11 protein-coding genes and 1 pseudogene are annotated in these 12,699 nt (G+C 65.9%); 7 read left to right on the top strand and 5 right to left on the bottom strand.

What is annotated here, in order from left to right; all coding sequences use genetic code 11:
* Window positions 1-6: 6 nt before the first annotated feature.
* Window positions 7-2,454: an adenylate/guanylate cyclase domain-containing protein gene (locus C2U70_RS03880; RefSeq protein WP_140976539.1), complete on the top strand. Its 2,448-nt coding sequence runs from the start codon at window positions 7-9 to the stop codon at window positions 2,452-2,454.
* 199 nt (window positions 2,455-2,653) lie between these two features.
* Window positions 2,654-3,520 (top strand): hypothetical protein, encoded by an 867-nt coding sequence (locus C2U70_RS03875; RefSeq protein ID WP_140976538.1) that lies wholly within the window; start codon window positions 2,654-2,656, stop codon window positions 3,518-3,520.
* 53 nt (window positions 3,521-3,573) lie between these two features.
* On the opposite strand, the gene C2U70_RS03870 is transcribed toward C2U70_RS03875, so the two are convergent.
* The 3 genes from C2U70_RS03870 to C2U70_RS33640 all read right to left on the bottom strand — a co-directional run bounded on the left by C2U70_RS03870 (window position 3,574) and on the right by C2U70_RS33640 (window position 6,347).
* Window positions 3,574-4,845 carry a Spy/CpxP family protein refolding chaperone gene (locus C2U70_RS03870; RefSeq protein WP_246666655.1) on the bottom strand — a complete coding sequence of 424 codons (1,272 nt, stop codon included), beginning with the start codon at window positions 4,843-4,845 and terminating at the stop codon, window positions 3,574-3,576.
* A gap of 208 nt (window positions 4,846-5,053) precedes the next feature.
* Entirely contained in the window at window positions 5,054-6,058 is a 1,005-nt protein-coding gene (locus C2U70_RS03865; protein ID WP_140976537.1) for a LysM peptidoglycan-binding domain-containing protein, read from the bottom strand.
* 166 nt (window positions 6,059-6,224) lie between these two features.
* Window positions 6,225-6,347: a hypothetical protein gene (locus C2U70_RS33640; RefSeq protein WP_283810343.1), complete on the bottom strand. Its 123-nt coding sequence runs from the start codon at window positions 6,345-6,347 to the stop codon at window positions 6,225-6,227.
* Between the two features lie 330 nt (window positions 6,348-6,677).
* Between C2U70_RS33640 and C2U70_RS03860 the strand changes: the two genes are divergently transcribed.
* The 3 genes from C2U70_RS03860 (at window position 6,678) to C2U70_RS03855 (ending at window position 9,083) form a co-directional block, all read left to right on the top strand.
* The gene (locus tag C2U70_RS03860) at window positions 6,678-7,775 is read left to right on the top strand and encodes a lactonase family protein (protein ID WP_140976536.1); all 1,098 of its coding nucleotides are present in this window, start codon (window positions 6,678-6,680) and stop codon (window positions 7,773-7,775) included.
* A gap of 74 nt (window positions 7,776-7,849) precedes the next feature.
* Window positions 7,850-8,020, top strand: a complete 171-nt coding sequence (locus C2U70_RS32805) for a hypothetical protein (protein ID WP_186294047.1) — start codon at window positions 7,850-7,852, stop codon at window positions 8,018-8,020.
* Between the two features lie 172 nt (window positions 8,021-8,192).
* Complete coding sequence (locus tag C2U70_RS03855; protein ID WP_140976535.1) at window positions 8,193-9,083, top strand: efflux RND transporter periplasmic adaptor subunit; 891 nt, start codon at window positions 8,193-8,195, stop codon at window positions 9,081-9,083.
* 167 nt (window positions 9,084-9,250) lie between these two features.
* Here C2U70_RS03855 and C2U70_RS03850 read toward each other — a convergent pair whose 3' ends face one another.
* Together C2U70_RS03850 and C2U70_RS32800 are read right to left on the bottom strand one after the other, a co-directional pair.
* Window positions 9,251-10,099 (bottom strand): caspase family protein, encoded by an 849-nt coding sequence (locus C2U70_RS03850; RefSeq protein ID WP_140976534.1) that lies wholly within the window; start codon window positions 10,097-10,099, stop codon window positions 9,251-9,253.
* A 275-nt stretch (window positions 10,100-10,374) separates the two neighbouring features.
* Window positions 10,375-10,530 (bottom strand): hypothetical protein, encoded by a 156-nt coding sequence (locus C2U70_RS32800; protein ID WP_186294046.1) that lies wholly within the window; start codon window positions 10,528-10,530, stop codon window positions 10,375-10,377.
* Between C2U70_RS32800 and C2U70_RS03845 the strand changes: the two genes are divergently transcribed.
* On the top strand, window positions 10,529-12,259 hold the full coding sequence (locus C2U70_RS03845; protein ID WP_186294045.1) for a hypothetical protein: 1,731 nt from the start codon (window positions 10,529-10,531) through the stop codon (window positions 12,257-12,259). The genes C2U70_RS32800 and C2U70_RS03845 overlap by 2 nt on opposite strands.
* A gap of 301 nt (window positions 12,260-12,560) precedes the next feature.
* Window positions 12,561-12,699, top strand: a pseudogene (locus C2U70_RS33385) (thermonuclease family protein); the annotation flags it as partial.

Below are 12,699 nucleotides of genomic sequence, written 5' to 3'. Positions count from 1 at the left end.
ATCCGGATGGCGGGAGCGACAGACAAGACCCGGTTTCTGCGCGAGGGCCTGTTCGCCAAATACGTCGTCTCCCTCGTCGGCCTTGTCGTGTTCGTGCTCGCCGTCAACGGGGCGATGGAGACCTGGATCTCCTATCGCGCGACCAAGACCACCCTCACCGACGCCATGGAGGAGAAGGCGCAAGCCACCGCCAAGCGGATCGAGCAGGCGATCTCCGAGCTGGAGCGCCAGATCAGCTGGGTGACGCGCGCCTCCCAGGACACGATCGAAAAGCGCCGCGCCGATTACGCCTCGCTGCTGAACCAGGTTTCCGCGGTGAACCAGCTCTCGCAGCTCGACGGCGAGGGCCGCGTGGTGCAGCGCGTCTCGCGCGTCTCGATCACGGGCGGCAGCAGCAACGATCTCTCCCGCGACATGCGCTTTACCGATGCGGTCGCCCGCGGCGTGGTCTATGCGCCCGCCTATTTCTCCGACGATCATCCGCTGATGTCGATTTCGGTGGCGCATTCCGGCTTCAAGTCCGGCGTGACCATGGCCGAGATCGACCTCGACTTCCTCTCCGACTTCCTGTCCGACGCCCAGGTCGGCAAATCGGCCTTTGCCTATGTCGTCGACCCCCACGGCAAGGTGCTGGCGACCTCGGCTAAGGGGCCCGACATCGGCAAGGACCTGTCGAAGCTGCCGCAGGTCGCCGCGATCAATTCACCCGAGCACGAGCCGCTGACGTCGGGCACCGATTTCAACGGCCATGCGGTGCTGACGGCGGCGGCCGAGGTGCCGAAGCTCGGCTGGTCGGTGATCTTCGAGCAGCCGACCGCGCAGGCGCTCACGCCAATTCGCGACCAGCTCGTGCGCATCGGACTTCTCATCGGCATGGGCCTGATGGTCGCGATGCTCGCCGGCGCCTTCCTGGCGCGGCGCATGCTGATCCCGATCAACGCGCTGCGCGACGGCGCCAACCGGCTCGGCGAGGGCGATTTCAGCCACCGCATCGACGTCAAGACGTCGGATGAGCTCGAGCAGCTCGCCAACCAGTTCAACAGCATGGCCGGCCAGCTCCAGGAAACCTATTCGAGCCTGGAGACCAAGGTCGATGAGCGCACGCGCGACCTCGCGCAGTCGATCAACGAGTTGAAGGTGCTCGAGGAGGTCGGCCGCGCGGTCGCCTCCTCGCTCGATCTCGACGCCGTGCTGCCGACGATCGCCGCGCGCGCGCTCGAGATCACCCATGCCGACGCGGTGCTGATCTACGGCTACGACGCCGACAATCATCGCTTCAACCTGGTCGAGGCCAACGGCATCGACAAATCCGCCGACGGCGCCCATGTCATCATCGACGAAGGCGCCAACATTTTGAGCGATGCGGCCGAAAGCGGCGAGCCGATCGCGATTGCCGATCTCGACCGGGCCTTCGAGCAGCCCTTGCGCGACGTCGCCGTCGATGCCGGCTTCCACTCGGTGCTCGTGGTGCCGCTGGTCGACCAGCAGGGCACGCTGGGATCGCTGGTGGTGCTGCGCCGCGCCAGCGGCGAGTTTGCGGCAGGCCTCACCGGGCTGATGCGCACCTTCGCCCACCAGGCCGTGCTCGCGATGCGCAATGCGCGGCTGTTCACCGAGGTCGATCACAAGGGCCGCGAGCTAGAGGCCGCGCACGAGACGGTGCAGCAGCAGGCCGCCAAGCTGCAGGAGCAGACCGAGCAGCTCCGCAACTGGAACCGTTCGCTCGAAGAGCGCGTCGAAAAGCAGCTCGGCGAGATCGAGCGCATCAAGCGGCTCGAGCGCTTCCTCGCGCCGCAGGTCGCGCAGCTCATCGCCTCCTCCGACGGCCATGATGCGCTGCTCGACAGCCACCGCCGCGAGGTCACCGTCGTGTTCTGCGATCTGCGCGGCTTCACGGCGTTCACCGAGGCCACCGAGCCGGAAGAGGCGATGAACGTGCTGCGCGAATATCACGCCGCGCTCGGCGAATTGATCTTCCGCTACGAAGGCACGCTCGACCGTTACGCCGGCGACGGCGTGATGATCCTGTTCAATGCGCCCATTCAATTCGCCGACCACACCAAGCGCGCGGTGAAGATGGCGGTGGAGATGCGCGACACCATCGGCGCGCTGACCGAGAAGTGGAAGAACCGCGGCCATTCGCTCGGCTTCGGCCTCGGCATCGCGCTCGGCTATGCCACGCTCGGCCAGATCGGCTTCGAGCAGCGGCTGGAATATGCCGCGATCGGCAGCGTCACCAACCTCGCCTCGCGCCTCTGCGACGAAGCCAAGGCCAACCAGATCGTGGTCTCCCGCCGCGTCTTCGGCATCGTCGAGCCCTGGGTCGACGCGCGCCCGCTCGACGATCTCCAGCTCAAGGGATTCAATCATCCCGTGCTGGCGATGGAGATTCTGAGCTGGCGCGAGGAAGTGGACAACGTCGTGGATGCGTCGGCCGCGCGGCGGAGGATGTAGGCTCGCCTCGTCCGCTAGCTCCGCTGTCATTCCCCGCGAACGCGGGGAATCCAGTACGCCGCTGCTTCTCCGCATTCGTCACAGCCTCTGGAATACTGGATCGGCAGCCTTCGCGGGCGATGACACCTGAGATTTCTTCCCGAACCACATTCCTCCCCGCCGCGACTAACCCTCGCCTCAATGCTGGACGGAGTGGACCGTGGCATTCGCATTGCCTTCGCGCGCGTATGATCTGCAGATGCTGGACCGCGGCGCGGATCGCGCGCGCGATCATGGCTGGGTGTTTGGCCTGCCGCCGGGCATCGCCACCGAACAATGGCCGCTCGATCCCGTCACCGGCTATCCGCTGATGCACGGCTTCACGCTGCTGTTGCCGCCGGATTATCGCGTGCATGGCGAGGACATCGTCGCTGTTGCGTTCTTTGCGACTGCGCCCGACCATAATGACGGCGGCGCGTCCGACGACCCCGAGATCCGCGACGCCGTGATGGCGCGGCCTGCGCATCCGCGGCTCGCACGCATGACCGACATTCTCTATTACGAATATGCGGCGATCCTGCTGAGCCAAGCCGAGTATGACGGCGCGTTCGCGATGCCGCCCGCGCCGCTTCCGCTCGCGACCGCCGAACGGCCGCGCTGGCTCGACATCGGCGGCGCGGCGGCGTTTCACGAAAACGCATTGCCCTATGCCAGGAAGATGTTTGCCACCGCGCCGCGCGAGCATCTCACGGAGACCCGCGCGATCGGGCTGCAACCGCGCGCGAACGATCCCAATGCCGGCAAGGCCCCGCGCGACGAGTTCAACTATCGCGGCGAGCCGACCGGCTATCAGCCCTATTACTATTATGTGGGCAGCGACAAGCGGCCCGAAAACTATCGCCTGCACGACTGGGGCAAGGACCACGCGCAGAATCATCTCGGCGGCACCATGCGTCCCTCGCAGGCGGTGCCCGCGATGAGCCCGTTCTACATCGAGTTCGAAGAGTATTTTGGCGGCTACAATTTTGGCGGCGGCAATGCGCAGCTCGATTTTAGGGAGATGAAGTTCGACTGGGCGTGCGGGTAACCGATAACGACGCCAGCGCCTCATTCACCGCCGTCGTCCCGGCGTGAAACAAATCACACCCCGCGCTTCGGGCCCATCGCCTCGAACCCCGCCTTCTGCTCGTCGCTCAGGCCGACATAGAAATCATCCAGCGCGTCGCTGACGTCCTTCACGGATTGCAGCAGGGCTTCCAGCCGGGCCTTGGTGGCACTGAGGCGGGCGGGCATGGTCTTGAGCGTTTCGGGCGGACAGGGCGGGAGCTCGAGGATGCGCAGCGCGGTGTCCTGCAGCACCTCCAGCGTCGCGCGCCTGGTCGCATCGAGCTGCAGGTTCTTGGCGATCTCGTCGATCGGCCACTTCACCTTCTCGAACTCGGCGGCCTGCTGCTCGAGCGAGAGCTCGGCCTGCTTTTGCTGCGCGGCCTGACAGGCGGCTGCGGGCGAAGGTTGCGGCTCACGGGGCACGGCGTGGCGCGCCCTGCGCGAGCGGGCGGGCGTGGAGCCTGGTTGATCGACGGCGAGCGCGTTGAGCTTGGCCTTCTGGCTGTCGTCGAGCAGGCTCGTGAACTTTTGCAGCGCCGGCTGCACAGCGGCGGAGGCCTTGACCATGGCCTCGAGGCGGCGCTGCATGATCCTGATGCGGTCGAGCGCGGTCGCCGGCGTCTCGGTCGGGCACGACGCGCGGATCGTCTCGCCGGCCGACGCCCAGGCGGCGGTGAGCTCGTCGAGGCCCGCGCGCTGCGCCTCGCTGAGCTGGATCGCCTGCTCGATGCGCTCGGGCGGAAGCTGCGCGAAGTCCGCGGTGTCGGCGTTGCAGAGTTCCTGCGTCGAGGGGAATTTGCGGGTGCGACGGCCCGTGGGATTGCCGGGCTCATAGGATGCGAGATCGGCCGCCGCATAGGGTGTGAAGATCGCGGCATTGATATCGCGATAGCCGTAGGACCAGACGCTCATGGCGTTGCCGGTCGCGACCGTGTCGTAGAGATCGCCATAGGCGAACGGCCAGAACAGCGGACCGACCCAGCCATAGCTGCCGTCGGCGTGCTGCCACCAGCCTTGTGTGCTGCGCCCGCCCTGCCAGCCCGCGAGCGCCGCCATGGCGGTGGCTTGGGTGCGGATGATCGGACGGGTCGCGGGGCGGATATCCTGCGGCCGCATCGCGGCGCGAACGTAGCGATGGCGCGCGGCGATGCGCGCATGGCGGACGCCGGCGATCGACAGCACCCGCCCCATCGCGGAACGGACTACGCCGACAGGACCGCCGCGAAAGCGGAATCCCGCTTCCGCCACGTCAGGCAGCAGCGTGGTCAGCGCGACCAGGACCAGGCCGGCTACGGCTGTCCGCATCCGCGCTTTCGATCCCCGGCGCGCCTGACGTTCCGGCTGACCCATCTCATGATCCATCTCTTGGCCCTCCTCCGCGCCAAGCCGGATCGCATCACGCGGAGATGACTCCGAAGGAAACCAAAAGTTCCGCGGGCTGAACCCTAAGGTTCTTGCTTCGCCTCGCCCCGCTTGCGGGGCGAGGCGAAGATCGCGCAAGCTGAGAGAGCGATCACCGTCCCTTGCGCGGCAGCACGAAGGTCTGGCCGGGATAGATGCGGTCGGGATCACTTATCTTGTCGCGGTTGGCGTTGTAGATCAGCGCGTAGGCGGCGCCGTCGCCATAGGTGCGGCGGCTGATCATCCAGAGGCTGTCGCCGCGCGTTACGACGCGGCTCGGCGTCTGCGATCCCGTATCGGCCTTCGGCCGCAGCGGGCCCTTCTCCGCCGACGGAGCTGCGGCGAGCGCGAGCGTGCCGGTCGGGCTTTCGTCCTTTGCGGTCTCCTTCGCGGCCGCCGGCTCCTTCGGCTGGTCCTTCGCAATTTCCTTGGCGGCTTCCTTCGTCGGACCCTTTGCCTTTGCCAGATCGGTGCGTGCCGGCGCGACCGGTGCGTTCAGCGCCACGGGCACTTCGGCCTTCGATTGCGCGACGGCGCCGTCGGGCGCGGTGGATTTCAGCGTCAGCTTGTAATTGCCGGGCGGCAGCTTTGGCGGCGTCATCACGAACAGGCCGCTCGCATCTGCGGTGGCCGCGTCATGCCTCTCGCCATCGCGGAGCAGCTCGACCCGCGCGCCGGGTGCGGCACGACCGGCGATCACGGCCTCGCCGTCCTCGTCGACACGCGCGACGTCGAAGCGAGGGCCTGCGTCTTCCGCAACCGGTTTCGGCGGGGCTGAAGGAAGATCGGCCAGCGCCTTCTTGGCTTCGCCGAGCGCGGCGACAACGGAGTTGCTGGATTTCGGCGGCGCAGCGGCGACCGGTGTATCCGGTGCTGCGGACGCGACCTGCGGATTGCGCGGCGCGCTCGCCTCAGGCTTGGTGTCGGCCTTCGCTTCAGCCTTCGCGACCGGCTTGACGTCCGCCTTGGCCATGCTGCCGGCCTCGGCCTTTGCCTCGCGCTTGGTCTCGACCGGCGCGCGCCCGATATTGGTGCCGTAATAGACGATCGCGGTGCCGCCTGCGGCTACCGCCAGGCAGGACAGCACGATCATTGCCGCCTTCGATGCGATCACCATGAATCCTGGTCCCTTCACGACGGATCGGGTGCAACCTGCGCTGAATCGCCCCAGCCATCAAGCCGGTAAATCGGCGAACCGGACGGTCACCACACCTGACCAAGCGGCCAGGGACGAAGGGGACCCGGACACCAGCGACAGGGGCCGGCGGGTTCCGGACCAGACCCTACTTGTCGAGGCGAGCGGCGCGAACTTCGGAAAATTCCGCGTCGGGATGCGCGACGATGGTCGCGAACATGATGCCGCTGATGATGATCGACCAGGCGGTGTTCCAACAAATCCAAAACACGTGACGGCCTCCGAAAAATGCCCTCCGCCGGCCCGAGTCTAGAACAGTCCGGTTACGGAGCCGTTCCACTCCTGCTGCGGCGTGTGGGCGCACCCCAGGCTCACCACGGTTAGTCTGCGATGGCTGCCGATCGGTTTGTCGGTGTGTCGCTTTGCCACCCGCGCAGATGACCTCGGAGGCGGGGCCGGCGCACCGATACAATTTCGACATTGATCGATCCAAACTTGCTTTTGGTCGAACACCGGCTGTCCCGCTATCCTTGCGGGCAATTCCGGCCATGGAAAAGGGAAGCAATCCCGGTCATGGCGAAAGGAAGCTGGAGGAAGTCCAATGGTCACGTCCATCCGCAGCCTTGCGCTGCCACTTGCTGCAATCATCCTCATGTTGGGAGCCCGTGCCGGCATGGCCGAGACCTTCGCCTATGTCGGCAATGCCGACAGCAACGACATCAGCGTGTTTCGTCTCGACGGCAATGGCGAGATGATTGCGGTGCAGACCGCGCCCTTCACCGGCATCGAGAAGCCGGGATCCTCCACCCCGATCGCCATCAGCCCCGACAAGCGCGTGCTGATCGCCGGCGTCCGTTCGCAGCCGCTCACCGCGGTGAGCTTTGCGATCGATGCGAAGAGCGGCATGCTCAAGCATATCGGCAACGGGCCGCTCGCCGACAGCATGGCCTATGTGTCGACCGACCGCAGCGGCAAGTTCTTGCTCAGCGCCTCCTATGGCGGCAACAAGATCGCGGTGAATCCGATTTCCGCTGACGGCGTCGCCGGCCAGCCCTTGCAGGTGATCCCGACCGGGCTCAACGCGCACGCCATTCTCGCCGCGCCCGACAACCGCTTCGTGTTCGCGACCAATCTCGGCTCGGACCAGGTGCTGACCTTCGCGTTCAACGCCACCACCGGCGAGCTCACGCCGAACGATCCGCCGTCGACAAAAGTGCCGGACAAGTCCGGGCCGCGGCACTTCGTGTTTCATCCGAACGGCAAATACATCTATCTCCTCCACGAGCTGAACGGCGACGTCGCGGCGTTCGCCTATGAGGCGAAGGGCGGCGCATGGGACGAGATGCAGCGCACCACGATTCTCCCGCAAGGCTTCAACGGCAAACCCTGGGCCGCCGACATCCACATCACACCGGACGGCCGCTTCCTCTATGCCTCGGAGCGGACGACATCGACGCTGACGGCCTTCAAGGTCGATCCGGCCACCGGCAAGCTCACCACCGTCGGCAGCGCGCAGACCGAGAAGCAGCCGCGCGGCTTCAACGTCGACCCGTCCGGCCGTTACCTCGCCGCCGTCGGCGAACTCTCCGACAGCATGACGGTCTATGCGATCGACCAGACCACCGGCGCACTGGCCAAGCTGAAGTCCTACTCGACCGGCAAGAAGCCGAACTGGGTGGAGCTGGTTAACCTGCCCTGAGGAGGGGGACCAGCATCGGCCCTAAGTAAACATCCGTAGTTTCGGCTGCGTCAATCTGCCGTCATATACGGCCGATGGACCGACAAATCGTCTTCAAGTGCCCGCAAACCGGCATGAACGTGCAGCATCGGCTCGCCGCAGCGGCTGATCAGGGCACCGAGACGCATGTTTCGGTGCCCTGCCCGGCCTGCACCCGGCTGCACCTGATCAACCGGGCGACCGGCCGGCTGCTCGGCGAGAAGTAAGCCCGCCCTCGCCTCCGGCGAACCTCCTCTCCCCTGCATCGACTAACGAGAGAGCGCCCGCGTCCCCCTGCGCGGGCGATGCGGCATGGCCTTGTCGTTTTGGCTGCGGCCGCCCATGGCCCGGCATGCCGCCATCTGCTATCGATCGCGTATGATTTGAGCGGAAGTCCCGATGCGTCCTTTCAGCCGCCCCTTGCAAAGAACCCTGTTTCCCGCAGCGCTCGCCGGCGCGCTTCTCCTTGGCGTTCAGGCCGCGCCCGCCGCCGACGAAGAGGCCCCAAAAGGGCCCGCCGTCACGGTGCTGAAGGCGGCAAAGTCCTGCTTCTCCGACATCGTGGAAGCGACCGGCACGATCATCGCGCGCGAGGAGACCGCCGTGCGGCCCGAGCGTCCGGGCCTGAAGGTCACCGAACTGATGGCGGAGGCCGGCGATACCATCACGGCGGGCCAGGTGCTGGCGCGCCTGGCGCTGCCCGAAGGCGGCACGCTCCAGGTCACGGCCCCCGTGGCCGGCGTGATCGCCTCGTCAACAGCGCAGATCGGCGCGCCGGCGTCCGCCAAGGGCGAGGCGCTGTTCTCGATCGTCGCGCGCAGCGAATATGACCTGGTCGGCCTTGTCTCGACATCGGATATCCGCAAGCTCGCGAACAACCAGCAGGCCAGCGTGCGCATCGTCGGTGCCGGTGACATCGACGGCAAGGTGCGGCGCATCGGCCCGACGGTCGAGCCGAACATCCAGCAGGGCATGGTCTATATCGGCATCGCGACGCCGCGGCGCCTGTTGCTCAATTCGAGCGCGCGCGCGCTGATCAAGGTCGGCCAGAGCTGCAACGTCGCGGTGCCGCTGACCTCGGTGCAGTACAGCCAGGCCGGCACCGTGGTGCAGGTGATCAGGCGCAACCGCGTCGAGACCAAGCGCGTCGAGACCGGACTGATGGCCGGCGGCCAGGTCGAGGTCCGCGAAGGCCTCAACGAAGGCGACATCGTCGTCGTCCGCGCCGGCGCGCTGTTGCGCGAAGGCGATCCGGTGCGTCCGGCGATGGCGAGCGCGGAGAAGAAGTAAGCGCGGGCTTGTAGGGTGGGTTAGCACCGCGGCTGCGCGAAGCGCAGTCCGTGGGGCGTAACCCACCACTTCTGCCAATGCGGAAAGAAAAGAGGTGGGTTACGCCAGTGGACCGCGCGTCGCGCGGCCACGTGCTAACCCACCCTACAGATCTCGCAAAAAATGAATTAGCCGCCGGCTTCGTTGAAGCGGACGTCTTCGAGCAGCGAGGACGACACGCTCGGGACCTGGTCGCCTTCGGAGGCGCGCGAGATCGCGACACGGGTCTTGTTGAAGACGCCTTCGGCCGTCCCTTGCGCCTTCAGATTGTTGAGGAGCTCGCCGACCAGCACGCTGTGCTCGCCCTTGACGTCGTCGGCGACCTTGCCCGGGGTGTTGGACGACAGGATCAGCGCATTGTCGGGGGCTGCGATCGGCGCGAGGCCGTGGCTGTAGGAACGGAAGCGGCGCTCATAGGGATTGCGGCGCGACGCGTCGACGACGACGAGCTTGGCCTTGGCGCCCTGCTCCTTCATCATCTCGAGCACGCTCTCGATCGACACGCCGTTGCGGCGGACGTCGCTTTCCTTCCAGATCACGGCATCGACCGGCAACATGTAGCTCTGGCGGCCGGCCTGCACGCCGTAGCCACCGAAGAACAGCATGACGACGGTGTCGCGCTTGATCTTCGACTTCAGGCGGTTGACGGCGCGGACCATGTCGTCCTTGGTCGCGTCTTCGACCATGTCGACGTCAAAACCATTCTTGCGCAGCGAAGCCGACAGCGCGCGGGCGTCGTTGATCGACTGCGTCAGCGGCGCGGACGCGTCGGGATAATGACCATTGCCGATGACCAGCGCGAGACGCGAGGCATGGCCGATGGAGCCGGTGGTCTGCTCGGTCGAGACGGCCTTGGCAGCGTCGAGCGCGCGCATGTTCAGGGCAGCATGGGCGCCAATCGCGAGCGAGACCGTGCCGATGAGGGCCGCGGCCACCGCGATCGTGCGTCGGGACATATCGAGCTGCCTTACATTCATCTCGGTTCATTCCTGTCAGTGCCCAAAGACCCGTGCCAAGGCTGCGCACACTTTGTGAGTAGCGCTATGGCGTCTTTAGGTTTGAGGGATTGGCCGGGGGTGTCGCCCCGAATTGCGCGCAATTTGCGGCGCCGCACCAAACAAACCTTTAACCCGAACCCGCCTCCCCGGCAATAGATCGCCCAAAGTTTCAGCTAAACCGTTGAATATGTTAGTTAATTCAACGCGGGGGAGACAGGAATTTTTTCATCTTCCCGGCCCCTTTGCAGCCCTCATCATGCAGGTGGCGTGCCGGATTTCGCTGTGACCTCGATCACATTTGTATTTCCTGCGAATCCGGGTAGCTTTTCAAGCACTTGCAGGGGCATTGGCGCGTTGCCGGAAACGCGCGCGAGAACCTGGGCAAGGCCCCGCGCGACCAGGTATTTCATGAGCTTTCATTATTTTGCAGGTCACGCCTACCGTGCGCTGACGGCCCGGAAGGACGGCCCCTCCCTTTATCAGGTCTGCGATCCCGTGCTGGCGGGACAGGCGACCGGCGATCCGCACATCGCAAAATTCTACAAGACGGCGCTCGGCAATCCCGCACTGCGGGTGCTGCTCAATCGGGCCGGCCTGCCCGAACTGAGCGACGAGGCGAAACTGAACCGGCTGCGCGAGGCGCTGCGGCGCGCCCGCGAGGACCAGGAGCCGGACTGGGCGGCGGTCGGCGCGCCCGTCGCCGACCTCGTCGACAGCATCGCACTGGAGCATCCCCGTCCGCCAAAGATCGCCTTCAACCGCGATGCGCCGGCGCAGTCGGCGATCGACGGCGTGATCCGCGACTGCGCGCAGCATCTGCTCAGGTCGTACCGCCAAAACGGCTTCCTGCCGACCTATGCCGCCTTCAACCTGATCGGCGATCCCGACTTCCGCGGCCGTGAGCTGATCATGGCGCTGACCGGGCTGAACGCGCGCGGCTACAAGAACTCCTCGCTGCTGTTCAACCTGGCGCGCGTCTTCATCGCGCGCTCCAGCGCAGGCGCCATCATCAATCCGCCCTGGAAGGGCATCGCCGAGCCGATGTGGGAGCCGGTGCAAATCCGTCACCGCTCGGCCTATTACGATGCGTTCTTCATCGAGGCGCTGCTGTCCTATGTCGAGACCGGCCTCGCCTCGCCCGCCGATGCCGCGGCGTCCAAGGCCGCGATCGACGACATGGTCGACTTCTGCATCAACATCAGCCGGGAAGAAGTGAAGGCGCAGGACGGGCGGCGCTTCGACGTCATCACGGCCTTGGCGCCGGCGCCGCATCCACGGTTTTCGCGCTTCTTCGCGCAGATCAAGCAAGACCTCGGTTTTGGCGTCTATGTGCCCGACTGCGACACCACGGCCTGCTCATTCTCGGCGGCGACGCAGGCGGGCTCCAGCGATCCGATCCTCGACCAGCCGCTGTTGGATTTCTACGAGGGCTATCAGGTGCGCGCGGGCACCAATGAGCCGCGCGTCACGGTGCCGCTCAACGACAATATCGATTATGAGGGCGGGGTTGCGACCTGGATCGACAACGTGAGGGGCGAACGTCCTTACGGCAACGATCTCGATCCGACGCTCAACCTCGATATTCTCGAAGTCTCGTTCCGCAATCTGGCGCGGTGGAAGGTGCTGGAGACGCCGTCGCGGCTTGCCACCGTGCATCGTATCATCGCCTTCCAGAAACGGCTTGCCGAGAGCGGCGCCTTCGCCAATCCGCGCTCGCACATCTATTACCTGCCCGAGCTCTACAGCGCCTATTTCGGCCGCTGCTATGCGGCCTATCTGGCGCTGCCGCTCGCGGCCCAGCAGGCGATCGACCCCGACGGCGCCTTCGACCTGATCCGCACCCATGTGCTGTCCTACGTGCAGGGCGAGATGCTGGCCGGCGAGATCAACGTGTTCGATGCCGCCCTCGCGCTGATCGCGCTCGGCCATCTCGGCGCCGACGCCAGGACGTTCGCGCCGGCGCTCAACTGCATCGTCGCGGGGCTCGGCGAGGGCGGGCGACGCGGCCCGTTCCGCGCCTATGAATGGAACAAGATGAAGACGCCGACGCGGATCCTGGTCGGCGGTCCCGAGGTGACCTCGGCCTTCGTGCTGATGGGCCTGGCACTGGCCCGCAAGGCGATGACGGGAAGAGGCTAGTCTCGTGCCCCGGACGCAGTGCAGCGCCTCCTTGGCGGTGCGCTGCTGAGCCGGGGCCCATGCTTCACCACCGTCCGTCGCCAAAATGGGTCCCGGCTCTGCGCAGCAGCGTTACCGGACGATGCTCCGCATCGCCGGAGCACGCTGCAGCGCGTCCGGGACACGCGAGCCGGATGTTGGCTCCGGCAAGTCACGATGACGGGAAGTTGAAAGCCCAAAGGTTAGGCAGCGGCTGGACCTTCGCCAAATCCCGACCACAATTGGCCGGTCAATCGGCGCTGAATTCACCAGACGGGACCGCATGCTGCTCCGCTTCCTGCTCGCGATTATTTTGCTGCTGTTGCCGTCCTTTGCCGATGCCGCCGACATCACGGGCGTCGCCAAGGTCCGCGACGGCGATTCCGTCGTGATCGGCAACACCCGCATCCGGCTCGGCGGCA

This window comes from Bradyrhizobium guangdongense (assembly GCF_006483445.1).
GTDB lineage: Bacteria > Pseudomonadota > Alphaproteobacteria > Rhizobiales > Xanthobacteraceae > Bradyrhizobium > Bradyrhizobium guangdongense_A.
This window is presented reverse-complemented; position numbering and strand designations above follow the sequence as displayed.

Coding starts and splice junctions, on each gene's coding strand:
- C2U70_RS03880 (WP_140976539.1), top strand. CDS start 7: ATGGCGGGAGCGACAGACAAGACCCGGTTTCTGCGCGAGGGCCTGTTC.
- C2U70_RS03870 (WP_246666655.1), bottom strand. CDS start 4,845: ATGCGGACAGCCGTAGCCGGCCTGGTCCTGGTCGCGCTGACCACGCTG.
- C2U70_RS03865 (WP_140976537.1), bottom strand. CDS start 6,058: ATGGTGATCGCATCGAAGGCGGCAATGATCGTGCTGTCCTGCCTGGCG.
- C2U70_RS03860 (WP_140976536.1), top strand. CDS start 6,678: ATGGTCACGTCCATCCGCAGCCTTGCGCTGCCACTTGCTGCAATCATC.
- C2U70_RS32805 (WP_186294047.1), top strand. CDS start 7,850: ATGGACCGACAAATCGTCTTCAAGTGCCCGCAAACCGGCATGAACGTG.
- C2U70_RS03855 (WP_140976535.1), top strand. CDS start 8,193: ATGCGTCCTTTCAGCCGCCCCTTGCAAAGAACCCTGTTTCCCGCAGCG.
- C2U70_RS03850 (WP_140976534.1), bottom strand. CDS start 10,099: ATGAATGTAAGGCAGCTCGATATGTCCCGACGCACGATCGCGGTGGCC.
- C2U70_RS03845 (WP_186294045.1), top strand. CDS start 10,529: ATGAGCTTTCATTATTTTGCAGGTCACGCCTACCGTGCGCTGACGGCC.
- C2U70_RS32800 (WP_186294046.1), bottom strand. CDS start 10,530: ATGAAATACCTGGTCGCGCGGGGCCTTGCCCAGGTTCTCGCGCGCGTT.